Here is a 26,148-nt window from a genome sequence, read left to right as displayed (position 1 = left end):
AATTATTTTCGATCTCTTTATAACCGCTTGAGACAATACGTCGTTAATGCTGCATTTACAAATGACTTACCTACGCGGTAGGGCACCGCGTCCTGGCTTGTCCATAGCTGTAGCAACATGCTGTAATAACGCATCAGCATTACGAGTAAGGTTGATTGCCTCCCGCATACTACCAGGATAAAGTAGCACCGCGCTTTGATATCCGTCCATTTTTGGGGTCTGACGCATAGCTTCGTCTCTCCTGTCACCCTTAAGGCTTTCCAGATGGCTGCTTACCAACCGGGATGACATTATGGTTCCTCTAAACGGCTATTTTATTCTCTTCTACTCATGTTCTCAGATCATACCAAGAATGGATACCTACGAACGTTCGCTATCCAAAATCAACGTCACTGGACCCCAGTTGGTCAAGGAAACATCCATCATAGCTCCAAAAATCCCCGTCTCGACCTCCAGGCCCTTGGCTCGAAGCTGGCTGTTAAAGAAATCATACAGCTTCTCCGCTTCCTCAGGTTTGGCTGCTCCCATAAAGTTGGGCCTTCTCCCTTTACGGCAGTCACCATACAACGTAAATTGCGAGACAGACAAAATGGCCCCACCGACATCCAGAACGCTGTCGTTCATTTTGCCTTCAGCATCTTCAAATATACGCAATCCCGCTGTTTTATCCGCCAAATAAACGGCATCGGCTGCCGTATCTCCCTGACCAATACCAACCAGCAGCATTAATCCAGTTCCGATTTTACCGACCACCTTTTGATTCACCGTTACCTGAGCGTCTTTACAGCGCTGAATAATGATCTTCATTGCCTATCCGCTGCTCCTTTACTCTTCCCCTTACAAGGTGCTTACAGTCGTACCACGGCTCTTTCAGCCACCTATGAGTCTTTGTACCCAAGATGTATTACATAGGCTATATAAACCTGCGTGTATGCTTAACAAGTTTATTGCATAATCCGATGCACGGTGTATACATCCTTCACCCGTTTGATCCGTTCGACAACAGAATGCAAATGATCCGTGTTACGAATAAGAATTGTAATGTGAATCATTGCCATTTTATTTTTATCTGTACGTCCTGTCACGGCCGAGAAGCTAGTTTTATTCTCAGAAATGGCCTGGAGCACCTCGTTCAATAAACCATTGCGGTCATGCCCTGTAATCTCAATATCGACACTATAATTGACCTCGGCTGCTTCTTCCCACTCCACTTCAATCACACGCGCCTGATCTTCGCCCACACCCGAAGGAATATTCGGGCAATCGGTACGGTGAACAGATACGCCGCGCCCGCGTGTTACGTAGCCGATGATGTCATCACCCGGTACGGGATTACAACATCGTGCAAAGCGAACGAGCAAATTGTCGACGCCTCTGACGCTGACACCGTTGGTCGGTGTTTTTTTCCGATCACCCTGGGGTTTGTACTCCTTAACCTCGGTCGTCAGCTCAATTAGACGTGCCTCTTCTTGTTCCTTGCGCAGCTTCTCTGTCAAACGTGTACAAACCTGCGCTGCGGTTATACCGCCAAAGCCAATCGCAGACAGCATATCTTCAGAATCATTAAAAGAGAACTTTTGTGCCACATCCTGAAGTTTGTCCTCGCTCATCCACACGGATGGCTCAATATCACGCTTCCTTAGCTCACGTTCCAGACTTTCGCGGCCTTTTTCTACATTTTCCTCACGCTTTTCTTTCTTGAACCATTGCTTGATTTTACTGCGCGCGTGAGAGGACTGAGCAATTTTAAGCCAGTCCTGACTAGGTCCATAGGAGTGCTTGGATGTCATAATTTCCACGATATCGCCAGTTTTCAGACGATAATCCAAAGGAACAATTCTTCCATTTACCTTAGAGCCAATCGTTCGATTTCCAACTTCTGTATGGATACGGAAAGCAAAGTCCAGCGGAACCGATCCAGCCGGTAACTCAATGACTTCTCCCTTAGGAGTAAAGACAAACACAAGGTCTGAGAAAAAGTCCATTTTGAGTGATTCCACAAATTCCGAAGCATCCTTCGCCTCGTTTTGCAGCTCCAGAATTTCTCGGAAAAAGGTGATTTTGTCCTCAAAGTTTGTGTTATTTGCCCCGTTGTTTTCTTTATAGGCCCAATGGGCGGCAATCCCGAATTCAGCGGTGCGATGCATATCCACTGTGCGAATTTGTACTTCTGTAGGCTCTCCGTTGGGACCTACTACGGTCGTATGGAGTGACTGATACATATTAGCCTTAGGCATGGCAATATAATCCTTAAACCGCCCCGGCATCGGTTTCCACAACGTATGGATAATCCCCAATGTGGCATAACAGTCTTTAATGTTATCCACAATAATTCGAATCGCAAGCAAATCGTATATTTCATTGAATTGCTTGTTTTTTGTCGTCATCTTTTTAAACACACTGTAAATATGTTTAGGGCGTCCAGACAAATCAGCCTGAATCCCCATCTCTTCCAGCTTCTCTCTGATACGCTGTATGACATTATCAATAAATTGCTCGCGCTCTGCCCGCTTCTTATGCATCAAATTAGCGATGCGGTAATACTGCTGAGGATTCAGATAGCGCAAAGCAATGTCTTCCATTTCCCATTTAATCGCTGAAATACCCAATCGGTTTGCAACCGGACAGAAAATTTCCAACGTTTCATAAGCGATTCGACGCTGGCTTTCTTCCGATTGATATTTCAGGGTACGCATGTTGTGCAGACGATCTGCCAACTTAATGACGATGACACGAATGTCCTGCGCCATGGCAATAAACATTTTTCGATAATTTTCGTTCTGCTGTTCTTCCTTGGATCGGAACTGGATACGCTCCAGCTTCGTCAAACCATCGACAAGCATCGCACATGTATCGCCAAAATGCTCGCGAATCTGTGCCAAAGACACCGTCGTATCCTCCACAACGTCATGTAAAAGAGCGGCGATAATGGAGATGGTATCCATCTGCATATTAACGACGATATCAGCAACCGCAAGCGGATGCAGAATATAAGGTTCACCGGACTTACGAGTCTGGCCGGAATGGGCCTGCTCGGCAAAATCATAGGCGTCCCTGATGCGGATAAGATCTGCTTCTCTGGTATAGGCCCCGGCCTTTTTAAGTAATTGCTCTATCCCCATTCTGCTCTATTCCGTGTCCTTTCTATGCAAAATGGAACCCGCCGATCAATGTCGCGCAAAGGTTCCCTTTTAAAAGTGATTTCCTACAATTATGACGCTTAGCACGCCACACGTCAACTATTACAGGTTTGGCACTGTCGCATTATTTTGTCACACATGGTTAAGTAAAATCAGGATTGTTGACGAAATGAAACGAATTATATTGAAAAAATTACGAAAAGTAATTAATGTATATAAGAATAATTGAAAGAACTAAGGAGTGAACTGCGTTGCAACGCGAAATTCAAGTTAATGAAAAGCTTCCAGCAGGACCTGGGATCCTGCTCAGCGTACAGCATTTGTTTGCCATGTTTGGCAGCACCGTGCTGGTGCCCAATATTTTTGGCGTCGATCCCGGCATGATTTTGCTCATGAACGGTATCGGAACATTGTTGTACATATGGATCTGCCGTGGCAAAATCCCTGCCTATCTCGGCTCCAGCTTCGCTTTTATCGCTCCTGTCAGTCTTGTGCTTAAAAGTAACCCTGGCAGCAATGGCTATGCAATGGCCCTGGGTGCTTTCATCGTTACAGGTATTATTTTCTGTCTCGTCGCACTGGTAATCAAATACGCCGGGACACGTTGGCTAGACATCGTTTTTCCACCAGCTGTCATGGGATCAATCGTAGCCTTGATTGGTCTGGAACTGGTTCCGGTTGCTGCAGGCATGGCAGGCATTATTAATGCCGATCCTACTAAAGCCTGGACGCCAGATCCCAAAACGATCACCCTTTCCCTCGTTACGCTCGGTGTTACTGTTCTGGGTGCGGTGTTGTTTCGCGGATTTGCCAAAATCATTCATATTCTAATCGGTATCGTGGTGGGCTATGTGCTTGCTTATTTCATGGGTATGGTCAATACGCAGGCTATTGCGGACGCTCCTTTGTTCGCTCATCCCGCAATTACCACTCCAACCTTTAATGCTTCGGCTATGCTGACGATTCTTCCGGTTGCTCTGGTCGTCATCGTAGAGCATATTGGTCACTTGCTAGTGACGAGCAACATCGTCGGACGTGAGTTGTCCAAAGATCCTGGTCTCCACCGCTCTTTGCTGGGTAACGGGATTTCTACCATCATTTCCGGTTTTGTTGGTTCTACACCTAATACGACTTATGGTGAAAATATCGGTGTTATGGCATTAACTAAAGTGTACTCTGTATGGGTTATTGGCGGAGCGGCTGTTATTGCCATTCTGTTGTCCTTCTCGGGTACGTTCTCAGCGATTGTTTCTAATATTCCGTCTCCAGTTATGGGTGGCGTATCCTTACTATTATTCGGTGTGATCGCTGCCTCTGGTCTTAGAATCTTCGTCGAGCAAAAAGTTGATTTCGCCAAGCCAACTAACATGCTGCTCGCTACCATCGTGCTTGTGGTCGGAATCAGCGGTACTACGCTCACTTGGGGTGCGGTCACCTTGAAAGGTATGGCCCTGGCGACAATCATCGGTATTATTCTGAGTTTGTTCTTCAAGCTGGTTGATGTGCTCGGCTGGTCGAATGATAAAACGCAGGAACCTTTAACTGAAAAAACACCAGATTAATATCTACTTTTCAATTTTAAAACGCCGCTCCATGTTAGTTATGGATGAACACGCTCAGGCTGTATAGACAAGCGTGTAAGTATCCTTCTTACCTGGAACGGCGTCTTTTTATGCACGGCTTTTTTATTTATTTTTAAAATAAGATATCACACACGAAAACGGGATACGACCTGATTAAGCGTATCGGAAACACCTGTAAGTGACTTGGCGGAACTGTCCAGACCTCCCAGATCCTTTAACTGCCGTTCGGATCGTTCCGAGACTTGGCCTGTACGTTCAGCTGAAGCTTTCGCAATATTTGCAAGATAACCAATAGATGCAGCAACTTCTTCTGAGCCTGCCGACATTTCTTCAGAGGCAGATGAGACCTCCTGCACTTCTATCGCCACCTGCTGAATATCTTGATTCATCGCAATAAAACGTTCTTCCACCTCACGTAAAATAGATACGCCTTCATCCATCTCCAGAGCCCCCTGCTGCATTCCTTCCAAAGCGAATTTGGTTTCTTCCTGCATGGCTCGAATTCGATTTGTAATTTGCTCCGCAGACTCGCTTACGTTTACGGCCAGCTTTCCGATTTCTGAAGCCACTACAGCGAACCCTCGGCCATGCTCCCCAGCACGAGCGGCTTCAATGGAAGCATTCAGCGACAGCAACTTGGTCTGCCCACTAATATCCTGAATCATTCCAATAATGCTGCCAATTTGAGCGGACCGCTCATTTAACGAGCTTACTACCCTGCCTGCCTCATCCATAGACATTTTCGCTTTATGCATTCCTTGGCTGACCACGTTTAACCGTTCATTTCCTTGTTGGGCCTTTTGTTCAATTTCAGTGGTAGCCTCGGATACATGCTGTATAGATTCAGCAATACGCTGTATGCCAACAGCCATTTCTTCCATCGCAGTCGCACTTTCTGCTGCTGCGGTCAACTGAAGCTCTGCCCCTTCCTTTACCTGCGCCAGTTCTCCTGCATTATGGTGCGCATCTTTAGTCGCTCCGGAAATCTCCTGAGATATTTTTAAAGATACACCTGAGATTACACCTGACTCTTCGCTCAAGCGTGATGCCATTCCTCTGGTTGCAACAATCACCTTATTGATCCCATCAGCCATTTGGCCAAATTCATCTTTACGATGATGTGGTAATTCAACGGTATAATCACCAAGTGCCATACGATTGGTCATCTGCCTAATTTTTTTAATCTCTTTGATCATGCCTGAATTGTTAATCAATACCGCTCCTATAATTAGTAAAATACCTATAACACTAACAATCAGCAGAAGTTTAAGCATTTCATTCGCAGAGCGATTCAAATCCGATTCTGGCAGTAATACACCGATTTTCCATCCGGTTTGTGGGAGTGTTTCGTACATTATCCGGTAATCCTCATTATCAATGGGTACGGATAGTTGTCTAGACATACCACTTTGAATAGATTGTGCTGCTTCCGCATTCATCGTGTTTTTTAACGGCTCGCCTGCTTTTAAGGACTGAAGACCGGATGACAGAATGGCTCCATTCTTATCCACTAAGATCGCACTACCTTGAGTACCAAACTTCATTTTTTCAATATACGTCTGGATACTCGTCATGTTTAGGTCGCCTGTAATGACACCTAATAGTTTCCCCTCCCTGTCGTAAAATGCTTTCCCTGCCGTAATCATATTGATGTTCAGCTTGCTATCGTAAAAAGGCTCTGTGAAATTTATGTCTTTACCACGTTCCACGGCTTCTGTATACCAAGGCTGCGTTAAATAGTCATATTGCGGATCGTCATATTCAGTCGATTGCTTGACTAGCTCGCCGTCTCTATGCACATATATTGAACGGTATGTCACTCCTGGGTCATACGCATCTTTAGCAAAATAAATCCCTAACCCGTAAGTCATATCATTTAATGTCAGCTCTTGTTCAAAGAGTCGTCCATAGCCCTCAATGTTCATTTCTGTTCCCAGTTGTTCCGCACTCTTAGTCAGCATCGAAACAAGCAAAGCATGACGATCTACGTTAGCTGCAATATCTGCTTGAGCCCTCGACAAGGAATGAGTAGCATTTTGGCTTATTTCCGTATCCAGCTTCTGTTTGGCAAAAAAATAAGACAAAAAGTTGATTAAAATCAGCGTTATAAGTACTAACGGAACCAAGGTAGAAAGTGTCCGTGCTTGTAAACTCTTAAATTGAAATATACCCAATGTATATCCACCTCTGTTTCTTTTTACACTTTTATCGACATTTATTTTATTTTTTTATAACTATTTTCCAATAAACCCCGTGGTAATTTGTTACAATAAGATAATTCAATTTAATTACAATCAAAAAATAGTCCGATGGAGCAACTCTTTAGATAAAGAGATGTTCCATCGGACTATTTAGGTAATCCATGTATAAATATTTCCCGGGAAACCCCGGTTTCTAAACACTTAGTACTTAATTAGGGTGAATACATCTACGTCAGGCAGCTTCGCCCGTCCGTTGAGGTCAGACAGCTCGATAAGAAAGGCAGCCCCTGCCACATTGCCACCAAGTTGGCGTACCAAGTTAACGGACGTAGCGATGGTTCCGCCTGTAGCAAGCAGATCATCAGCAATCAGAACATTTTGCCCCGGCTCAATCGCATCCTTATGCATAGCCAGAGTATCCTTACCATATTCCAAACCGTATGCTTCCTCAATGGTTTCTCCAGGCAGCTTGCCACTCTTACGGATGGGAATAAAACCAACACCAAGCGCATAAGCCAGAGGTGCACCAACAACGAATCCACGTGCTTCCGGACCTGCAATCAAATCAATTTTTAAATCAGATACCAGTTCCTTCATATCGTTGATCGCCTTGCGATACAGTTCACCATTTTTCATTAGGGTCGTAATGTCCTTAAAACTAATCCCTGGTTGTGGAAAATCGGAAATTACCCGAATATATTCTTTGTAGTCCAACTTAGTTCCTCCTACTGTAAACTTCTAATTAGTATATACATTTTACAAAACTGCAAGGTAATATCTCAAGACGCACCTTTCATAAGCGACATGATCCAGCTCGTCATCTGGGTGGTGTCCGCATCCAGTAAATACCGCTCCATCTCAGCCATATTGTACAATTCCTGATAGCGCGGAGAAGCAGTTAAATCCCGCTTGGGCGGATTGGATACAAAACGAAATTGACCATCTGTACGAGTCAAAAATTCAAGATCCTCGAAGATGTCCAATACTTTGGATAACATGCGCACTGAACACGAGCACTGCCTGCTAAGAGCAGGTAGCATTGCTTTTTCATCAATTAGCTGTGTTCCCATTCGAGAAAGCACAATGTAAATACGCTTAAACAGCTCCCTATCGGGGCTCACGAGCCGGCCGCCACGCTCACTGATCGAATGAAGAAGAAACACGTTCTCTACATTCTCAAAGGTAGACCATAATGCATGAAACTGCTCGGGTGTATCTGGCGGCTCCAGTACGAACAGCGACTTCACAGAGTGCTGTGTATCTTTTCGACCATCACTAGGAGTAACGCTGCCATCTTTATCGTATAACCATAAGGATTCAGCGCCCACGGAGCTCGATGTCCGAAGCCGGGATGACGGATGGATCAACACCGCAACATCATTCTTTCGTTCCTCTAAGCTTGGATGGAAGATCCTCAGCCCTCGCTCCAGTTCGGCAAGTGGGTCCGATACTCCACGATAATCAAAAATTTGCGGAGCCTGCACACGAATATCCTGCATCATCAGCTGAAGTGAACGTTTACCGTTCCACTCGTTAATTGATAACTCGCCCAACAGATCTATGTCCGTTTGCTGCTGTAAAAAATCAGCCAAATCGCCACGTCGGAAGGCAATCGCATCCAACGATAAACCATTCTGCTCCAATAGTAGCTTCACATGGTTTTTCTCACGTCCCATTTTACGAGCCTCGCGCAATTGAAGCCCCTGTAATATGAATCGTGGAGAAGGATTTCCCATCCCAAAAGGCTGAAGTAATTCCAGTTCTTCAACCACTTGTAAAGACACCTCATCCAGACGACAGACCATATCAGCCTCAGCTATAGGGATAAAATCCTCCGGTGTCAAAATGGAACCTGCATAGCAGTTAAGCCGTTCTTCGAATAATTCCAGATTGTCACGGGACAGCGTCATCCCCGCTGCCGAAGGATGTCCACCAAAATGCTCCATGAGCTCATGGCAATCTGTAAGAGCACTGTATATATCCAATGCAGGAATAGAACGAGCAGAGCCTTTGCACATGCCTGTCTCCGCATCTATGCCCAGAATAATGGTCGGACGATAATACCGATCCAATAGCTTGGATGCCACAATTCCGACGACACCAACATTCCAGCCCTCACCAGCCAAAACAATCACAGATGGAAGCTTGCCTTCATTTAGTTTGGATGCTAATTGCTGCTCGGCTTGCTCCACTATGTGTTCGACCACTTGTTGGCGCTCACGATTGAGCAGATCCAGCGCATGCGCAAGCTGGTCTGCTTCCTCCTCTATTTCTGTCGTCAGCAGGGAAACTGCTCGTCCCGCATGATCCAGACGCCCGCTCGCATTAATCCGCGGAGCCAATGCAAATGCGATGTTGACCGAAGTCACTGTGGATATCTCCACACCCGCTACATGAAGCAACGCCCGAATCCCTGGGAATGCAGTGTGTCTCATCGATTGAATCCCTCTACGTACTATCGTCCGATTCTCACCATGTAGTGGCATCAAATCAGCTACCGTACCAATAGCGGCGATTTCAAACCATTCCTCGGGTACTTCACTCAACAGCGCCTGAGCCAGCTTCAGGGCAACACCAACGCCTGCAAGGCCTTTAAACGGGTAGGGACAATCCGGAAGCTTCGGATTGATCAAAGTATAAGCCTCGGGAAGCACAGCAGGCGGCTCATGATGGTCAGTCACAATCACATCAATTCCTAAGGAAGTCGCATAAGCAATTTGCTCTACTGCACTAATTCCCGTATCCACTGTAATGACCAGCGTCACTCCCTGCTGATGTGCCCAATCCAGAGCATGGTTATGCAGACCATATCCCTCATTAGAACGATGGGGAATGTAAATATCATAAGATGCCTTCAGAAAACGCATAAGCTGAATCATCAATGATGTACTGGATACACCGTCCGCATCATAATCGCCATAGATTAATATATGCTCGCCGCGCTCCAGAGCCTGGCGAATTCTCGGCACGGCCTCTTTCATGCCAAGAAGCAGAAATGGGTCGTGTACATCGTCCACACTTCCGTACAAAAAGCGGTTTGCTTCCCCGGCCGTAGTGACGCCCCGGTTCACTAAAAGCCGGGACAACAATGGTGAAATCCCCAGCTCTTCTGTTAACGGTTGAGCCGCTTCCAGGTTAACCTCCGGGGTCTTCCATCTGTACTGCGAATGAAGCAATCCTATTCACCTTTCTTTCATAGTCGGCCTGCCTTATTGAAGCAAGGACGACGCATCATTATCTGGCAGTTCATGATTGGATTTATAAGGATACCCGGCTTGGTAAGAAATGAACTGCATTTGTACATGAGTTACCTGTGGAAAACGGGCTAACAGTAAATTTTTGGCTCGATCAGCAATTTCCTGCGCCTCCTGCACCGTAATCCGCGGGTTAACACTTATCGTCACATCCACTGTTATGAAATGACCCGTTTCCTGAGCATGTAAGTGTTCAACCGTTACAATACCATATACCCGTTGAATCGTCTCCATAAAGCGCTGGGAGTCTTCCTCCTGCAAGGGCTGTGCAGGCACCTGGTATGCGGTATTCATTACCATTAGATATCCTTTACGCAGCACCAGACAGGCTACCAGCAAAGCTGCAGTTGGATCAAGATATAATAATGCAGGCCATTCCATTGCCTCGCCAGTCATTGCACCGATCATGCCGATCAATGCAATCAGCGATGCATATAGCGAGTACCGTTCATGGTTAGCGTACCGATCCGCTTCCGCTTTATGGCCGTGTTTAATCGAGTAGCGATATTGAAACTGAAACAACGCTTCTCTCAACACCAAAGCAATAAACACGGTAATTAATGCGTACAAACCGGGAGCTTGCGGTTCCGAACTGCTTAATGAACGAATAGCAGAAATAGCTAGTTGAAGTCCGCTCATCAGCACTAAAATAGCCAGCACCACAGATATAACCGTCCGAACTTTTTCACCGTTCCGCAACCGCGCCAGCATTCCGTGATCTGCACCACCCTTGGAAAACAGCATCTCCTGCAAACGGGAAGCACTATCCGCAGCCGTGTGCAGTGCATCCCCCATCAACGCCTTGCTGTTTGCTGCATAACCGACGGTTCCCTTTAGAACAGCCAGCGCGAGATTCCCTACAATTCCGCTCAACGCCGCAGTTTCTAATGATCGGCTGCGTTCGCTATTCACAACGTTTCCCCCTCAATCCTGAACTAACCATTTCCCGATAAAGCTCCAATCCAATATAACCGAATTCTTAAAACCTTAGAAAACCGCGCCCAAGCAGACGCGGCTTTCTCTTTAATTTATACTACTGGTATTTGCGTAACTTAAGACTTTGCAGTTTTGGCTGCTCCACCAGTTGTTGGCGTCTTTTGTTTTCCCTTCAAAGCTACCCACAGCGGGCTGGCAATGAAGATGGAAGAGTAAGCACCGAACAGCAAACCGATAACCATCGCAAGCGAGAACATCCGAATGGACTCGCCGCCAAAAATGAATAGGCAGACGGAGGCAATAAACACTGTAAACACAGTTGCGAGTGAACGCGTCATTGTCTGTGCAATACTGTGATCGACGACTTGCTCCAAGTCGGTTCTGGACTTTTTCTTTGCAAATCGCAGATTTTCCCGAATACGGTCAAAAATAACGACGGTGTCATTAATGGAGAAACCGACAATCGTCAGAATAGCCGTAATAAAGGTCAAATCCACCTCAAGCCGGAAAATCGAGAATATACTAATGACGAGAAACGCATCATGCAGCAGCGAAACAATCGCAGCAACCGCAAAACGCCATTCAAACCGGATCGAAATGTAGATAGCAATAGCCACAGAGGCCAGCAAAATCGCCCAGATTGCATTTCGCTCCAGCTCTTGCGCCATTTCCGTATCCACCGTATTGACCTCAAATGATGCTTTCGGATCAAGCTCTTTGTTAAAAGAGGTTTTGAATTCATTCACTTGCTGATCCGTCAATACCTGTGAAAAACGAATGCCGAAACGCTCTTTACCTGGTGTATAATCCACCTCTTTGCCGATCCCGTTCTTGTTCAGCAAAGCTTGAATCTGTTCTTGTGTAACTGTCTTAGTCAAATTAACATCCACGTTGGAACCGGAACGGAAATCAACCCCGTAATTCAAACCAAATATCGATAAGCTCAAAATACCAAGCAATGTGATAATAATCGAGAACGTGTAAAACCACTTGCTCATCTTGACATATTTATAGTCCCAATTAAAGCGCACTGATATCACTCTCCTTCACACCAAAATACTTGGCCTTCTTCACAGCATCTGCTTTAACCAGCAGATTGAGCAAGAAGCGCGAGAAGAAGATATTTGTCAAAATACTCACGACAATATCAACGATGAGCACGAGAGCGAATCCTCGAACGGAGCCTGTACCCAGACCAAACATGACGGCTGCCGCTATAATTGTCGTAATATTGGCATCCATAACAGTACGGAACGATGCCTTACTGCCTGCAATGACAGAAGAACGAATCGTTTTGCCTGACTTGATTTCTTCTTTAATCCGTTCATACGTAATGATATTGGCATCCACCGCCATCCCGATCCCGAGTACGAAGGCTGCGATACCCGGAAGTGTGAGCACGAAACCGCCCAAATAAAAAATCGCAAGCACCAGCCAGGTATGAACGATGAGACAGAAGCTAGCTATCAGTCCCGGTACACGGAACATTGCAATCATAAAGATCAGAATGATGACCGAGCCGATCAAACCAGCACGGATCGTCTGATCCAGTGACAGCTGACCCAGTGTAGCCCCTACACTCTGAGAATATTTTTCCGTCAGTTTAAGCGGAAGAGCACCCAGGTTGATCGTATCTGCTAGCTTGTTCGCCTCATCACGTGTGTAGCTACCTGTAATCGAAGCACTGCCATCCGTCAATTCACTACGCACTGTAGGTGCAGACAGTAATTCATCATCCAGGAAAATAGCCAACTCTTTATTCATAAGTCGCTTTGTGATTTCTGCAAATTTAGCTTTGTCTTTTACTTTGATACTAATCTCAGGCTTGTTCAGCTGATCATAGCCTACCACTGCACCATTCTCCACAAAATCATTACCGCGGAGCTCAATTTTGCTGTATTGACCCGGCTTTTTAGCATCTGCTGCCGTTGCACTACGGAAGGTTAACTCTGCGGGTTTTTTCAGCATGGAGCGGACTTCCGCCTCATTAGAGACACCAGCAAGCCGCACGCGAATACGATTGCTCCCCTCAGTTGTTACTTCCGGCTCAGTCGTACCAAGCGCATTAATACGTCTCTCCAAGCTTTGTGCTGTTTGTATCAGAGACTGGCTGGTTACACGCTGCCCGGCTTCCAAAGGCTGGGCTTCATATAAAATTTCAAAGCCTCCCTTTAAATCGAGGCCTAGTTTTAAACTTTTTAGTAGGCCCGGGCTTGTCCCGACCATAACACCAGTAGTTATGAGCACGACCACGATGAAACTTAGAATTCTTTTCATTCCGTCCCATGTTCCCCTTTCATTCTCAATATTCCTATTATAGCTACCCCTCAAAAAGCAGTCAATTTGAACGCAAAAAAAGACCCCCTTCTATTCGAAAGTGGAGCCCCGTAATGCGGACATCGTCAAATAGTTCATAAAGCTCGTCGCTTTAAGGGAAAGTATATCGTTAACGAGCTTGTGCAGTGGAGGAATACCCTCCTTTTCATATTTATGGCTGACGCAATTCCACACGTCCTTACTGGTGACATGTTCATAACCTACAAGGATCAGCTCGTCTGCCTTACTTTGACAGAGTATCTCAATTGCGTCATCCCAATCCTGCTCATCCAGCTCTTCCATACCCACGATGGTCGTTCCTCCTCCCAGCGACTATCGGTTCCGCAGATCAGCAATTAGCGGGGTTATTGACTGCTTTATAGAACATTTCTGTCCTGATCTTGGAAAACCCTTCTTTTCATCGAAAAATAGCCGTAAATCAACAATATATGCATTCATTTCGCTCGTCAATAGCAGAATTCACCACTCTCCCTCTTGTAGTCTGGATCACCTTGTTTCTAAGCTGAAAAGCTTGTCATGAACATGGACAGGTTCAGCATATCTTCTAAAGAAACACATAGACGCAGAATTTCATTTTGGGGAAGAGGGAGTTGCGATTGAAAAAGCAGACATTCATTCATGGAGCAATTATTTTATTGGCAGCGGGAATCATCAATCGGCTACTGGGTTTTATTCCCCGAATCGCACTCCCGCGTATCATCGGCCCCGAAGGAGTCGGCTTGTACCAGCAGGGGTATCCCTTTTTTATTGTACTAGTGACTCTTATTACCGGCGGCATCCCTCTTGCGGTAGCCAAGCTTGTAGCTGAAGCTGAGACGGCGGGGCAACCCGAAATGTCGCGGCGTATTTTGCACACTAGCTTGCGCTTCACCATTACACTCAGCCTGATCGCCATGGCAATCTGTCTTGTGTTTGCACCTTGGATCACAAGCCATCTCCTGACCGACAGCCGTGTGTATTATACATTCGTGAGTATGAGCCCAATGATTGTCATTGTTGCTGTTTCCTCAGCTTATAGGGGCTATTTTCAAGGAAAACAAAATATGATCCCTTCCGCAAGCTCCTCCATTGCGGAAACCGTCATGCGCATTTTTTGCGTCATTTGGTTTGCTTACTTGTTACTTCCCCATGGGGTAGCCTACGCTGCTGCGGGTGCAATGCTTGGTGCTTTGGCGGGTGAATTCATTGGCATGGTTGTGCTGCTGTGGCAATACGCCTGGAACCAGCGAAAAGATCACATTCTTCAACCGAAGGCGCCTTTACCTTCAGAAGTTCATACCGAGCAATCATCCGTTTTGTCACGTCTTATGTCGATTTCCGTTCCCGTTACTGCTGGAAGGCTTGTCGGTTCCTTATCTTATTTGCTCGAATCTATCTTATGCATGCGTAGCCTCGCCGTAGCAGGCATTGCAACTGGCGTGGCAACTGCACAATATGGAGCCATGCAAGGCATGGTTATTCCTGTGTTATTACTACCTGGAGCCCTTACCAGTTCGCTGGCTGTTTCACTCGTGCCTTCGTTATCCGAAGCAGCAGCAAAAGGGCATATTACCGCCATTCACAAACGTTTGCATCAATCGCTTCGTCTTGCTTTAGTCGCAGGAGCGCCATTTGCCGTAATTATGTATGTATTAGCAGAGCCGCTGTGTCTGCTGCTCTACAATAATGGCGATATTGCGGGCATGCTTAAACTCATGGCGCCCTTTGCACTTTTTATGTACATTCAGGCCCCGCTTCAGGCAGCACTTCAGGCGTTAGACCGTCCTGGAAGCGCCTTATTGAACACCTTTGTCGGAGCCATTATCAAAATTGGGCTGATTGTATGGCTTGCTTCCCAGCCTCAGTACGGTATCTACGGAGCTGTCATCGCCATCTGTATTAACAGTGCTATCGTTACCCTCCTACATGGCTTCAGTGTCAGCAGACTGCTTCGCTTTCGTGTACGTTTACTTGACTTCTGGAAAACCGGGATAGGCATGATCATTATGGCGGCAGCGGTATTATATACCTACAGACATTTAACGATTTTCGATCAAATGTGGCTCCAGTTTATTTTTGCCGCAGGCTTGGGAATTATTCTGTACCTTTTCCTGATGACCTTGATCAAAATGATCGACTGGGACAACCTCACACGCATTCCAATCCTGAGAAGATGGTTTAAAGCATAAAAAAAGCTTAATCTGAAGATTCTCCATAGACCGGCGGTGTAATATATACATCCCCTCTATGGTTGACCGAGCATAAGAAAACATCCTTAAAATCTTTGTGTCCCTTCGCTTGAATCTGATTTTTAAGCCAAAAACGGTTCATATCCATCCGTTCCAAATTTCGATCCAGCACCTTGCCATCCATAATTAATGGAATCGGCAGTCCCTCATATCTAAACTTTCCACCGATTTGTGGAGAAGGGTGGACTCTATTTTCCTGGTGCTCTTTGCTTATCAAATCATTCTCGCTTTGTTCCTGCTTTATTTTTTCGCGTTTAGCGCCATCGTAAATATCCTTGCTAATCACCGTGAGTTTACCTGTTGTTTCCAGAATGACATATTCAACCTCGTCCAAACTTTCTATATTTTGTTCACGAAGTTGTAACAGCAAGTCATCTAAGTTATAACGCTGCTTCGCCATTTCGTCCTTGTTTAGTTGTCCATTGGAGAACAATACACTGGGCCTACCATCAAATAGTAAGCGCAGACGCCGACTTTTCAGACTGAAATAGGAAATCCCGATTTGCAAAATTAACAGCACTCCTAAAGGAATCAACCCTTCATAAAGTGGACGTTTTATATCCTCCAGGCTGAACACAGCAATTTCCGCAATCATAATGGATATGACGAGATCGAAAACAGACAGTTTTCCGATCTCCCTTTTACCCATCAAGCGCATCACCAGATATACAATAAAATACATGAGCAGCGTCCGAAAAATATGAGCAAAAATATCGTGACTCAATAGTTCGCCTCCTCTCCTGTACTTGCGACAAGACATTAGCCGTTCATTGTACACGTATTCTGACCGTTCCTCACTTGGCTCATACAAAAAACAAAAGGCTAAATTATTGAAATAAAGAGAAAGACTGCTTACGACTTGGTACTAACCCGGGAAGCTTGGCCATAGAATGATAATAGTTCAAACCTTGGTACAGGAGGAATTATCCATGGAGCTCATTCGCCGCTGGTGTTCGTTTCGTCTGGCCCATCCCATTTTATCCGGCTTATTTTATGCCTTTGCATGGATGCTGTTTGGCGCATTGATTCTTTCAATACTCTTGTGGATGACACAGATGCAAGAACAGGATTTATCATTGTATACGTACATCGTCCACGCATTCGCCATGCTATCTGGCGGCTTCGTCGCCGGTAAAAGATCCACGAACAAAGGCTGGTATCAAGGCGGTATTACAGGCATTCTGTATGGACTAATCGTTCTTCTAGTCGGTTTTTTGGCATTGGATGCAGGCATGAACGGTAAAGACCTAATGCACTTAGGAATCGCGTTTGTCATAGGAGCAGGTGGCGGGATGTTTGGCATTAACTTCAGCAAGTAAGTCGACATGTATGCAACACAAAAAAACCGAGCCTCCTCTAAGGCTCGGTTTTTGCATTACAATCGCATATTACGATTTAGAAACAACTTCCTCAGTTGCAGTGTCTTTTGCAATCGCATTACTAATTGCACTGCGGTCAAAGGTCAGCTTTGTCACATCATTCACACGCAAAACAACCACATCGTCCGTAATCTCCACAATTGTACCGTGAAGACCTCCGATTGTAATTACTTTATCTCCCTTTTTCAAAGCTTGAAGCATCGATTGACGCTGCTTTTGTTTTTTCTGATTCGGACGAATCAGCAAGAAATAGAAGATTACAAACATCAGAGCCAGTGGCCAGATCATTTGAAAAAGTCCGCCAGCTCCACCAGGTGCAGCCGCAGCTGTAGCAAAATGAAACACATTAAATCCCCCTTTCGTATACTCTCCCCTAAAACTTAAAAGCCTTTATCATTATCATGAAGACCGTACTGCTCAAAAAATTCATCGCGGAAATCAAGCAGCCTGTCATCCATAATCGCTTGTCTGACATTACGCATCAATTGTATTAAGAAATGCAAGTTATGATACGTTGTCAGTCGGAGCCCGAAGGTTTCATCTGCTTTAATTAAATGTCGCAAGTAAGCACGTGAATAATTGCGACAAGTGTAGCAATCACAAGCCGGATCAAGCGGGCCAAAATCGCTTGCATAATTCGCATTCCGAACGACAAGACGTCCTTGACTTGTCATCGTTGTCCCATTGCGAGCAATTCGGGTTGGAAGTACACAGTCGAACATATCCACACCACGAATGGAGCCTTCAATCAAAGCATCCGGCGAACCTACGCCCATCAGATAACGTGGTTTGTTGGTAGGAAGCAGAGGAACCGTATAATCGAGCACTTCATACATCAAATGCTTAGGTTCACCTACACTCAGTCCACCAATAGCATACCCCGGGAAATCCATGGAAGTCAAATCTGCCGCACTTTGCTTACGCAGATCTTCATGCATGCCTCCTTGTACAATGGCGAACAGACCTTGATCATGAGGACGCGCATGTGCCTCCAAACAACGCTCAGCCCAACGGCTGGTACGTTCCAGTGACTTTTTCACGTATTCATACTCAGCCGGAAACGGTGGACATTCATCGAAGGCCATCATAATATCCGAGCCAAGTGAGTTTTGGACTTCCATCGCCACTTCCGGAGAAAGAAACTTCTTATCTCCATTTAAATGAGAGCGAAAATGAACACCTTCCTCTGAAATTTTACGCATTTCACTTAAGGAAAACACTTGGAATCCGCCGCTGTCTGTTAAAATAGGACGATCCCAATTCATAAACTTGTGCAGTCCGCCCGCTTCACGGACAATATCATGACCAGGACGAAGAAACAGATGGTACGTATTACTCAAAATAATTTGAGCATCCATCGCTTTCAGTTCCTCAGGGCTCATCGTTTTAACAGTTGCTTGAGTTCCCACAGGCATAAAGGTTGGAGTCTCAATAACTCCGTGGGGGGTGTGTACACGCCCCAGACGTGCTCCTGATTGCTTGCAGGTCTTAATATGTTCGTATCTTATTGCTGGTGCCATATTTTCTCTACCATCCTTAATTAATAAATGAACATAGCGTCCCCGAAGCTAAAGAACCGATATTTTTGGTCAATCGCCTCCTGGTAAGCATGCATAATATTCTCTCTGCCAGCTAGTGCGCTGACCAGCATAACCAAGGTGGACTTAGGCAAATGGAAATTCGTAATCATTGCATCCACCACACGGAATTCATAGCCTGGATAAATAAAAATCTGTGTCCAGCCACTGCTGGCCTGTAGCACACCATCTACGAAGTTATTGCCCACCGTCTCCAGCGTTCGGCAACTTGTTGTTCCCACTGCCACGACTCTCCCACCGCGTGCCTTGGTTGCATTGAGTACATCTGCCGTTTCCTGTGACAATGAATAGTATTCTTCATGCATAACATGTTCTTCAATCGTATCCACCGACATCGGTCTGAACGTCCCTAAACCGACATGAAGTGTGATAAAGGCAACCGTAACGCCCTTCTCTTTAATTTGGTCCAGTAATTCTTCTGTAAAATGTAACCCTGCCGTTGGTGCCGCAGCAGAACCTTCGTGCCGAGCATAAACGGTTTGATACCGCTCACGATCATCCAGCTGTTCCTTGATATACGGAGGAAGCGGCATCTGCCCCAAGCGATCCAGAATCTCCTGAAAAATACCATCATATGAAAATGAAAGTACCCTTCCGCCCATATCTCCTTCTTCCTCAATAACTGCCTTCAGCTCATCACCGAAAACAATAACAGCTCCCTTTTTCAGCTTTTTGCCGGGTTTCACCAATGCTTCCCATCGGTCTCCCTCCAGTTGTTTAAGCAGCAGAACCTCGGCCTTAGCCCCAGTGTCTTGCTTGATGCCAAACAAACGTGCAGGAATTACCCTGGTATCATTCAGAACCAGCGTATCCCCTGGCTGAAGATACTGCACAATATCCGAAAATGTATGATGTCCCACTTCGCCGTTGTTTTTGTCTAACGTCAGTAATCTAGAAGCGGTCCGCTCAAGCAAAGGCGTCTGTGCAATTAATGTTTCAGGTAGTTCAAAATCGTAGTCGTTTACGTTCATATATTGGTCAGTCCTTAACTATATCCACATTTTTGTAATAGTGTTGCAAAATTTTCTTGTAATCATACCCCTGCTCTGCCAAACCGTTGGCCCCCCATTGTGATAAGCCCAAGCCATGACCATTCCCTTTACCTGTAAAAATAAAGCTTTGCGTTTTGTCGATGACTCGTGCATGGCGATCTTCATTCATGACGACTACCCCGTTACCACTTGAAGTGCTGGTGCCAGATGCAGACAGAATTTGGGTGCCTTGTGTGCCGCTTACATGAGTAGTAGCTCCATCAGCGCCTAATACAGTATAACTGCCGGTACTCGCAATATCAAACAATGTGCTCGGCAGTCCCCCCATCGCTGAGCGATACATGTCCGGATATTTCACTTTTAAAGGAGTGCCATCTGCTTCAACCTCCAATACTCGCCCTGACGGACCTCGTTTGGTGACATCAAGGTGATTAATAGAGGATGGTACCGTGCCAGTTATTTTTCCTTGCAAGGACTTAGCAATTTGAGCTGCTGTAAAGGGACCTCTAACCCATGCATAGTCTCCGGACTGAGGCACCTTTTCCAAAACAATCATCTCTTCGCCCGGCTGCGCCTTTGCTACGGGTGTAACCGTTGATTGGATTTGGGGAATAGGACGCACATTTGTATTTTCCGCAGTGACGGTTATTTTGTCTAACCCTGCTTCTGTGACTCCCTCCAGCTCCTTAGCATTATCCTCGCGAATATAGCCTGTCTTGCCACTGGAGAGAAGTACGTGATACCACTCTTGTGCTCCTTTTTGTGCCGAAGTATCTCCCGAGCTGTCCACGCTCGCAAACGCTTCACCACCACTATTCCACACCTCGGAAGCATCTGCTGTCACACCGCCCGCATTAGAAGAGAATACAGCTTCGACCACTTTGCCGCCACTCTTAATAACTTCACCAGCTGTTGCATCTACAGCCTCATTGACATTCGCATGTTCTGAGCTCTTACCGTTGTAAGCTTGGCTTAGGGTGCCATCTACCACATTGCCGATCTGAAACCGATTGCCTTGGGCAAGCGCATAACTGCGAGCAGCTACCGCTTGAGCCTTGAGCGCTTCATCTGGCCATGAAGAATAGACCTCTGCTCCTACTACGGAATACAAATACTGCTCCAAAGGGACTTCATTTACAAGCGCCAGCTGTCCTGACGTCATGCCAATCTCCATGTCGCCGCGATATGTACGCTGTGATCTTTCGACCACTTGGATTCCATTATTACCGCCGTTGACAATTACCTTGCTGTTATTAGAGCCACTTAGCATGTAATGAGACATCGCCTGTGAGCCTGTCGTTACTCCTGCTTCCTGTCTTAGAATCAGACCAGTTTGAGTAGTGTTCACCTTGGAAAGGGTGAGTCTGGGCTGCTTGCTCTCCAGCTCTGTTTTCAAGGCCGACAGCTTGCTGTCATTACTTTCTTCTCCAACCCATACAGCGTACTGGCCTCTTGATTGAATTACTGTAAAAGCATCAAAGCCTGCGGCAGCAATAGTCGTGCGAACAAGATTAGCCTCCTGCTCGGTTCCGTAGCTTCCCGTCGACCAATGTTTGTTTCCCTTAACTTCGGCCTGTGCTCCGGTTGCTGAGGAAATCCGCTGCACAGCAGCCTGTGCCGACTGTTCACTAGCATATAATCCCGCATACACTTGATAGACAGAGCTACCGTTTTTTGAGCCGATAAAAACAGTAGGTTTATCATCAGTCTTTTGCAGGGCTTGGGCCGCTTTTATCGCAGCCGCTTCATTTCCTTCAAGTACCTTCACTCGATAGCTGTCTACACTAAAACGAGCCGTACTGTCCGGCAGTCCCATCCAAGCCTGAAAGCTGCCCCCACTGTTCTGGCCGACACTCAGGCTTCCTGATGATTTCAAAGTTACAGCGGGGACTGTCGCTTTATATTTGCTACCTAGATCCGCAAAGATCACTACACGAATATCTTCTTGGGCGGCAGCAGCGTGAACACCCGAAGACCAAGGTATGCAAGCTGTAGCTAATACCATAATAACTGCTGCTCGTTTGAAGCCGCCTGTCCACGCTCCGAAAGTTTTTTTTCGGTTCAATGTTTCTCCACTCATTTCTAGCTCCCCCAATTCTAGCTGACTAGCACTTTTATTACATGATTTATCGGATCTCGATCTGCGTATTTCCCTTTAGATACATCGGTGGAATAAACCAAATTTTGAACCCGCTCGAATCGGACTTACACACTTCTTACCTCAATTTATCTGTCTATCCATTTCATATCGTCATACTTTCGAATAGCATTCAATGATTTTTAAAAGTGCACCATGGTTTTCTAGTCACCGTGGGTCTATTGGCATTGGAATTCCAAGGTGAGCATATGCCGTCGGAGTCACTGTTCGTCCCCGAGGTGTTCTTTGTAAAAGACCAATTTGTAACAAATAAGGCTCGTACACATCCTCAATCGTCTGGCTCTCTTCGCCAATGGTCGCAGCAATAGTGTCCAATCCTACAGGTCCGCCCCGGAATGAATGAATCATAGCCTTAAGCATTTTATGATCAATTTCATCCAGCCCGAGTGGATCTATTTGAAGTCTCCTTAGTGCCTCAGCAGCCAACTCTGAATGAATAATACCGTCTCCAGCCACTTGGGCAAAATCACGTACCCTTTTTAACAGTCGGTTGGCAATCCGCGGTGTTCCCCGTGAACGCAATGCAATTTCCTCCGCCGCGTCCCCGACAATCTCAATTTCCATAATATCCGCATTCCTAGACACGATGTAAGCCAGCTCGTCTGTCGTATAAAACTCTAACCGACTAATAACGCCAAACCGGTCACGTAATGGCGCAGAGAGCAACCCAGCGCGTGTAGTAGCACCTATAAGAGTAAAGGGAGGCAAATCCAAACGCACCGAACGTGCACTCGGACCTTTGCCAATCATAATGTCCAGTGCAAAATCTTCCATCGCCGGATACATAACTTCTTCCACTGTACGATGAAGGCGATGAATCTCATCAATGAACAAAACATCACCCTCTTGAAGATTGGTTAGCAATGCTGCCAAATCTCCTGGTCTTTCAATTGCAGGGCCTGAAGTCGTACGTAAATTAACCCCCAACTCATTGGCGATAATGTTAGCCAGCGTGGTTTTACCCAATCCAGGCGGTCCGTACAATAATACATGGTCCAATGCTTCTTTACGCATCTTGGCTGCTTCAATATATACTTTCAGATTTTCCTTAACCTGATTTTGCCCGATATATTCATTTAGATAACGGGGGCGAAGGCTTAACTCCGCCGTCTGGTCTTCCATCATCAAATTGGCGGAAATAATCCGGTCATCCATATTCCATCGCTCCTCTTTTTACCAGAATCCTATCCACGGACATCAGCGTCCTATCCGGCAAACAACAGTTGCAAAGCCCGTTTCATCAAAATATCAGCTGAATCATCAGGTTTCGCATCTTTCTTCATTTTGCTCCATACCTTATCTAGTTCAGCATCCGTGTAACCGAGCGCCTTAAGCGCTTCACGCGCCTCACTCCAATACGAACCTTGGCCTTCTTCTACAACAGGCTCCGCAAACAATCCGGTAGCCATTCCCAACGCCCCAATACCGTCCAGCTTGTCTTTCAAATCTAGAATCATACGTTGTGCCGTCTTTTTACCAATTCCCGGTAATTTGGTGAGAAATGTGATATTCTCCTGATAAATCGCCGTCACCACATGAGCAGGCGTACCGCCTCCCAAAATCCCAAGTGCCACACGCGGTCCAATACCAGATACATCGATCAGTTTACGGAATAATTGCTGCTCCTCACGGGTTGCAAACCCAAACAGTAAAATAGCATCTTCCCTTACATGATGATGAGTGTAAATAACCACCGGTCCTTCCGTTTTGGCGAACGCGTAAGGATTGGGACAAAATACCCGATACCCTACACCATGCACATCCAAAACGACATATTCATTTTCCAAGTGAGCTACAGATCCACGCAAGAAATCTATCATTTTCGTAATACCTCATTTAATTTTGAATTTAGTCCATAGGAATGCGCATGACAAATAGCCACTGCCAAAGCATCCGCTACATCATCCGGTTTGGGCACAGCCTGGAGCTTTAGAAACATTCTAACCATCTCCTGTACCTGCTTCTTCTCCGCCTTGCCATACCCTACAATAGCCTGCTTTACCTGCATCGGCGTGTATTCCCCTATAGGCAAATTACGTTGTTTGGCAGCTAATACCAGCACTCCACGTGCCTGACTTACGGACATAGCCGTTGTAACGTTGCGATTAAAAAAGAGCTTCTCCAATGCTACCGCATCCGGCTTATACTTATCAATTAATTGCAACATGCCTTCATATACATGAAGCAGCCTGTCTTCTTCGGGGGTGTGTGCCTCCGTCTGGATGCAGCCATACTGCACAGGAACCACCTTACTACCAACCTTGTCTACAAATCCGAAGCCCACAATGGCAATACCCGGATCAATTCCTAGAAAACGCAAAAAAATCTCTCCCCTATCGCTCAAACATGACGTAACTAACCAACAGCCAGCACTATCGTCAATATACATGACCAAATCCCATATAAAGCGAACATATGTGTCGTTCTTTTTATTATAACAAAACTTTGTATCTAATAGAGGAAAAAGTTTAACCATGAGTGAAAACATAAAAAGAGACGCTACAAACCTCACCTCGTGGGCAAAGCCTAACGTCTCCGTACTTGGTGTAATCAATAATGCTGCTTTAATACCCTCTGTGTTCGCTCCACTGCAAAATCACTAAAAGTGGAGATTACACTGTTATACTCATTTATATCCTGTACACGGATTCCCTGCTGAAGTTGTTTATATACCCCTTCCGGCAAGGCCGTCTCCATGGACCCTATATCCAATTGAAAAAAGGTACGAATTACTTTTTCCTTTTTAGGTAGCCCTTCAAACAGTGTAAGCTGCCCATCAGTGCTTAAGCCCATATATGCGCGCTCTTTGCATGACTCCGACAAATCTTCCACTCTGCGCTCCAGCCACACTTCTCCTTTAGTATTAAGCCTTCCCTTCCAATCGGGATGTTGCTTCAGCAAATTTTCCAGCTGCTTTGAACTTAACGTTCCCAAGGAAGTGGTCTCCGTGCCACATACGTAGGTAGTTAACAAACGGGTCTTCCTGCTTATACCCGAAGCACGAATACTTTGCAATAGCTGCATCTGTGGGGAGCGGTCTTCGGTCGGGCTATATGATAACTCCTTCATTTCCACCTCTGCCATAACGGGAGTAGCCAGTGGTTGCGACAGCATAGCCTGCATATGATTCGAAAACAGAACGCCCAAACCTGCCAGTAAACAAGCCGCACTAAAAATAGTACATGCCCACACTGCTCTTCTCCACTGTTTCCAGCGCCGTTTCATCTGTTTTTTCCAACTTAATCGCTTCACAGTAATCCCTTCCGTCCCACTTTTTGTGTTAGTGTGACCTAAAGATTACTGAATTATACAAAAGATAATAACATAAACAAAAAAGCCGCTGCTTCCAGCGACTTTCTTTTGAATCGGGATGACACGATTTGAACATGCGACCCCCTGGTCCCAAACCAGGTGCTCTACCAAGCTGAGCTACATCCCGAAATAGATGCCGGTGAGAGGACTCGAACCTCCACGGTTTCCCTCACGATTTTGAGTCGCGCGCGTCTGCCAATTCCGCCACACCGGCTTATGAAGTTAATGGCGCGCCCTGAGAGATTCGAACTCCCGGCCTTTTGATTCGTAGTCAAACGCTCTATCCAGCTGAGCTAAGGGCGCAAATATGGAGCGGACGACGGGAATCGAACCCGCGACCCTCGCCTTGGCAAGGCGATGCTCTACCGCTGAGCCACGTCCGCAATACAATTATATTCATGACGTATAAGTGCATGAATGGTGAGCCATGAAGGACTCGAACCTTCGACACCCTGATTAAAAGTCAGGTGCTCTACCAACTGAGCTAATGGCTCCCAACAGGGTAATGTAACTTTGTGAAAATGGCGGAACTGACGGGATTCGAACCCGCGATCTCCTGCGTGACAGGCAGGCATGTTAGGCCTCTACACCACAGTTCCATAATAATTCTCATTAAAAAGTTAATTGGTTGCGGGGGCAGGATTTGAACCTGCGACCTTCGGGTTATGAGCCCGACGAGCTACCGAACTGCTCCACCCCGCGATAATAGTAGGGAAATCTATTGAAAACAAATGGTGGAGGCTGAGGGGATCGAACCCCCGACCCTCTGCTTGTAAGGCAGATGCTCTCCCAGCTGAGCTAAGCCTCCATACTATTATGACCCGTAGGGGATTCGAACCCCTGTTACCTCCGTGAAAGGGAGGTGTCTTAACCCCTTGACCAACGGGCCATGCTATAAAATAATCTGGCGGAGAGAGAGGGATTCGAACCCTCGAGACGCTTTTGGCGCCTACACGATTTCCAATCGTGCTCCTTCGGCCAACTCGGACACCTCTCCATATGGCTCCCCGAACAGGACTCGAACCTGTGA

Annotated in this window: 22 protein-coding genes and 10 tRNA genes; 3 read left to right on the top strand and 29 right to left on the bottom strand. The window is 46.1% G+C overall.

Translation table 11 applies throughout. The features are described from left to right. Positions 1–66 precede the first annotated feature (66 nt). The 3 genes from MMB75_RS00160 to MMB75_RS00150 all read right to left on the bottom strand — a co-directional run bounded on the left by MMB75_RS00160 (position 67) and on the right by MMB75_RS00150 (position 3,122). On the bottom strand, positions 67–291 hold the full coding sequence (locus tag MMB75_RS00160) for a hypothetical protein (protein ID WP_145958755.1): 225 nt from the start codon (positions 289–291) through the stop codon (positions 67–69). A 69-nt stretch (positions 292–360) separates the two neighbouring features. Next, the gene (dtd, locus tag MMB75_RS00155) at positions 361–807 is read right to left on the bottom strand and encodes a D-aminoacyl-tRNA deacylase (RefSeq protein ID WP_013372633.1); all 447 of its coding nucleotides are present in this window, start codon (positions 805–807) and stop codon (positions 361–363) included. A 137-nt stretch (positions 808–944) separates the two neighbouring features. Next, positions 945–3,122, bottom strand: a complete 2,178-nt coding sequence (locus tag MMB75_RS00150; protein ID WP_016819128.1) for a RelA/SpoT family protein — start codon at positions 3,120–3,122, stop codon at positions 945–947. A 269-nt stretch (positions 3,123–3,391) separates the two neighbouring features. On the opposite strand from MMB75_RS00150, the gene uraA reads away from it, so the two are divergent. Next, a complete protein-coding gene (gene uraA / locus MMB75_RS00145) occupies positions 3,392–4,702 on the top strand; it encodes a uracil permease (protein ID WP_016819129.1) in 1,311 nt (436 codons plus the stop codon). 146 nt (positions 4,703–4,848) lie between these two features. Here uraA and MMB75_RS00140 read toward each other — a convergent pair whose 3' ends face one another. The 7 genes from MMB75_RS00140 to MMB75_RS00110 all read right to left on the bottom strand — a co-directional run bounded on the left by MMB75_RS00140 (position 4,849) and on the right by MMB75_RS00110 (position 13,739). Then, a complete protein-coding gene (locus tag MMB75_RS00140; protein WP_045244251.1) occupies positions 4,849–6,897 on the bottom strand; it encodes a methyl-accepting chemotaxis protein in 2,049 nt (682 codons plus the stop codon). A 228-nt stretch (positions 6,898–7,125) separates the two neighbouring features. Beyond that, positions 7,126–7,638 carry an adenine phosphoribosyltransferase gene (locus MMB75_RS00135; RefSeq protein WP_013372637.1) on the bottom strand — a complete coding sequence of 171 codons (513 nt, stop codon included), beginning with the start codon at positions 7,636–7,638 and terminating at the stop codon, positions 7,126–7,128. Between the two features lie 65 nt (positions 7,639–7,703). Further along, positions 7,704–10,100: a single-stranded-DNA-specific exonuclease RecJ gene (recJ, locus tag MMB75_RS00130; RefSeq protein WP_277506630.1), complete on the bottom strand. Its 2,397-nt coding sequence runs from the start codon at positions 10,098–10,100 to the stop codon at positions 7,704–7,706. A 33-nt stretch (positions 10,101–10,133) separates the two neighbouring features. Then, positions 10,134–11,090, bottom strand: coding sequence for a cation diffusion facilitator family transporter (locus MMB75_RS00125; RefSeq protein WP_017427788.1), 957 nt, complete (start codon positions 11,088–11,090; stop codon positions 10,134–10,136). Positions 11,091–11,230: 140 nt separating this feature from the next. After that, the gene (secF, locus tag MMB75_RS00120) at positions 11,231–12,145 is read right to left on the bottom strand and encodes a protein translocase subunit SecF (RefSeq protein ID WP_016819133.1); all 915 of its coding nucleotides are present in this window, start codon (positions 12,143–12,145) and stop codon (positions 11,231–11,233) included. After that, positions 12,135–13,391, bottom strand: coding sequence for a protein translocase subunit SecD (secD, locus tag MMB75_RS00115; RefSeq protein ID WP_016819134.1), 1,257 nt, complete (start codon positions 13,389–13,391; stop codon positions 12,135–12,137). The genes secF and secD overlap by 11 nt, the downstream gene beginning before the upstream one ends. A 90-nt stretch (positions 13,392–13,481) precedes the next feature. Further along, positions 13,482–13,739: a post-transcriptional regulator gene (locus MMB75_RS00110; protein ID WP_013372642.1), complete on the bottom strand. Its 258-nt coding sequence runs from the start codon at positions 13,737–13,739 to the stop codon at positions 13,482–13,484. 308 nt (positions 13,740–14,047) lie between these two features. On the opposite strand from MMB75_RS00110, the gene spoVB reads away from it, so the two are divergent. Then, positions 14,048–15,619: a stage V sporulation protein B gene (gene spoVB, locus MMB75_RS00105; RefSeq protein ID WP_016819135.1), complete on the top strand. Its 1,572-nt coding sequence runs from the start codon at positions 14,048–14,050 to the stop codon at positions 15,617–15,619. A 7-nt stretch (positions 15,620–15,626) separates the two neighbouring features. Here the strand turns inward: spoVB and MMB75_RS00100 are convergent, their stop codons facing one another. Then, positions 15,627–16,403 carry a YetF domain-containing protein gene (locus MMB75_RS00100; RefSeq protein WP_016819136.1) on the bottom strand — a complete coding sequence of 259 codons (777 nt, stop codon included), beginning with the start codon at positions 16,401–16,403 and terminating at the stop codon, positions 15,627–15,629. 205 nt (positions 16,404–16,608) lie between these two features. Between MMB75_RS00100 and MMB75_RS00095 the strand changes: the two genes are divergently transcribed. Beyond that, a complete protein-coding gene (locus MMB75_RS00095) occupies positions 16,609–16,998 on the top strand; it encodes a TIGR04086 family membrane protein (protein WP_016819137.1) in 390 nt (129 codons plus the stop codon). Between the two features lie 69 nt (positions 16,999–17,067). On the opposite strand, the gene yajC is transcribed toward MMB75_RS00095, so the two are convergent. The 18 genes from yajC to MMB75_RS00005 all read right to left on the bottom strand — a co-directional run bounded on the left by yajC (position 17,068) and on the right by MMB75_RS00005 (position 26,115). Continuing rightward, positions 17,068–17,403 carry a preprotein translocase subunit YajC gene (gene yajC, locus MMB75_RS00090; protein ID WP_016819138.1) on the bottom strand — a complete coding sequence of 112 codons (336 nt, stop codon included), beginning with the start codon at positions 17,401–17,403 and terminating at the stop codon, positions 17,068–17,070. A gap of 35 nt (positions 17,404–17,438) precedes the next feature. Then, positions 17,439–18,578 (bottom strand): tRNA guanosine(34) transglycosylase Tgt, encoded by a 1,140-nt coding sequence (tgt, locus tag MMB75_RS00085; protein ID WP_019688330.1) that lies wholly within the window; start codon positions 18,576–18,578, stop codon positions 17,439–17,441. 20 nt (positions 18,579–18,598) lie between these two features. Next, on the bottom strand, positions 18,599–19,627 hold the full coding sequence (gene queA / locus MMB75_RS00080; RefSeq protein WP_044787288.1) for a tRNA preQ1(34) S-adenosylmethionine ribosyltransferase-isomerase QueA: 1,029 nt from the start codon (positions 19,625–19,627) through the stop codon (positions 18,599–18,601). Between the two features lie 7 nt (positions 19,628–19,634). Continuing rightward, positions 19,635–21,728 (bottom strand): SpoIID/LytB domain-containing protein, encoded by a 2,094-nt coding sequence (locus MMB75_RS00075; RefSeq protein WP_045244250.1) that lies wholly within the window; start codon positions 21,726–21,728, stop codon positions 19,635–19,637. Between the two features lie 225 nt (positions 21,729–21,953). After that, complete coding sequence (ruvB, locus tag MMB75_RS00070) at positions 21,954–22,961, bottom strand: Holliday junction branch migration DNA helicase RuvB (RefSeq protein WP_045244249.1); 1,008 nt, start codon at positions 22,959–22,961, stop codon at positions 21,954–21,956. A gap of 50 nt (positions 22,962–23,011) precedes the next feature. Further along, entirely contained in the window at positions 23,012–23,626 is a 615-nt protein-coding gene (ruvA, locus tag MMB75_RS00065) for a Holliday junction branch migration protein RuvA (protein ID WP_016819143.1), read from the bottom strand. Continuing rightward, positions 23,623–24,126 carry a crossover junction endodeoxyribonuclease RuvC gene (gene ruvC, locus MMB75_RS00060; RefSeq protein ID WP_016819144.1) on the bottom strand — a complete coding sequence of 168 codons (504 nt, stop codon included), beginning with the start codon at positions 24,124–24,126 and terminating at the stop codon, positions 23,623–23,625. The genes ruvA and ruvC overlap by 4 nt, the downstream gene beginning before the upstream one ends. 230 nt (positions 24,127–24,356) lie before the next feature. Next, positions 24,357–25,058 (bottom strand): BofC C-terminal domain-containing protein, encoded by a 702-nt coding sequence (locus MMB75_RS00055; protein WP_016819145.1) that lies wholly within the window; start codon positions 25,056–25,058, stop codon positions 24,357–24,359. Positions 25,059–25,171: 113 nt separating this feature from the next. Then, a tRNA-Pro gene (locus tag MMB75_RS00050) sits at positions 25,172–25,245 on the bottom strand. A gap of 7 nt (positions 25,246–25,252) precedes the next feature. After that, positions 25,253–25,332, bottom strand: a tRNA-Leu gene (locus tag MMB75_RS00045). 12 nt (positions 25,333–25,344) lie between these two features. Further along, positions 25,345–25,421, bottom strand: a tRNA-Arg gene (locus tag MMB75_RS00040). 5 nt (positions 25,422–25,426) lie between these two features. Further along, a tRNA-Gly gene (locus MMB75_RS00035) sits at positions 25,427–25,501 on the bottom strand. 35 nt (positions 25,502–25,536) lie between these two features. Beyond that, positions 25,537–25,612 (bottom strand) — tRNA-Lys (locus MMB75_RS00030). Between the two features lie 28 nt (positions 25,613–25,640). Continuing rightward, a tRNA-Asp gene (locus tag MMB75_RS00025) sits at positions 25,641–25,717 on the bottom strand. A gap of 26 nt (positions 25,718–25,743) precedes the next feature. Beyond that, positions 25,744–25,820 (bottom strand) — tRNA-Met (locus MMB75_RS00020). Positions 25,821–25,850: 30 nt separating this feature from the next. Next, positions 25,851–25,926: transfer RNA gene (locus MMB75_RS00015), tRNA-Val, on the bottom strand. Between the two features lie 9 nt (positions 25,927–25,935). Then, positions 25,936–26,007: transfer RNA gene (locus MMB75_RS00010), tRNA-Glu, on the bottom strand. 16 nt (positions 26,008–26,023) lie between these two features. Beyond that, a tRNA-Ser gene (locus MMB75_RS00005) sits at positions 26,024–26,115 on the bottom strand. Positions 26,116–26,148 lie beyond the last annotated feature (33 nt).

It is taken from the genome of Paenibacillus sp. P2(2022) (assembly GCF_029522175.1).
In the GTDB taxonomy this organism is placed as follows: domain Bacteria; phylum Bacillota; class Bacilli; order Paenibacillales; family Paenibacillaceae; genus Paenibacillus; species Paenibacillus polymyxa.
Note: the sequence above shows the minus strand (reverse complement) of the source record. Positions and strands in the feature narration are given on the sequence as shown.

Coding starts and splice junctions, on each gene's coding strand:
- secD (WP_016819134.1), bottom strand. CDS start 13,391: ATGAAAAGAATTCTAAGTTTCATCGTGGTCGTGCTCATAACTACTGGT.
- MMB75_RS00095 (WP_016819137.1), top strand. CDS start 16,609: ATGGAGCTCATTCGCCGCTGGTGTTCGTTTCGTCTGGCCCATCCCATT.
- tgt (WP_019688330.1), bottom strand. CDS start 18,578: ATGGCACCAGCAATAAGATACGAACATATTAAGACCTGCAAGCAATCA.
- dtd (WP_013372633.1), bottom strand. CDS start 807: ATGAAGATCATTATTCAGCGCTGTAAAGACGCTCAGGTAACGGTGAAT.
- MMB75_RS00160 (WP_145958755.1), bottom strand. CDS start 291: ATGTCATCCCGGTTGGTAAGCAGCCATCTGGAAAGCCTTAAGGGTGAC.
- ruvB (WP_045244249.1), bottom strand. CDS start 22,961: ATGGATGACCGGATTATTTCCGCCAATTTGATGATGGAAGACCAGACG.
- ruvA (WP_016819143.1), bottom strand. CDS start 23,626: ATGATAGATTTCTTGCGTGGATCTGTAGCTCACTTGGAAAATGAATAT.
- queA (WP_044787288.1), bottom strand. CDS start 19,627: ATGAACGTAAACGACTACGATTTTGAACTACCTGAAACATTAATTGCA.
- MMB75_RS00150 (WP_016819128.1), bottom strand. CDS start 3,122: ATGGGGATAGAGCAATTACTTAAAAAGGCCGGGGCCTATACCAGAGAA.
- MMB75_RS00075 (WP_045244250.1), bottom strand. CDS start 21,728: ATGAGTGGAGAAACATTGAACCGAAAAAAAACTTTCGGAGCGTGGACA.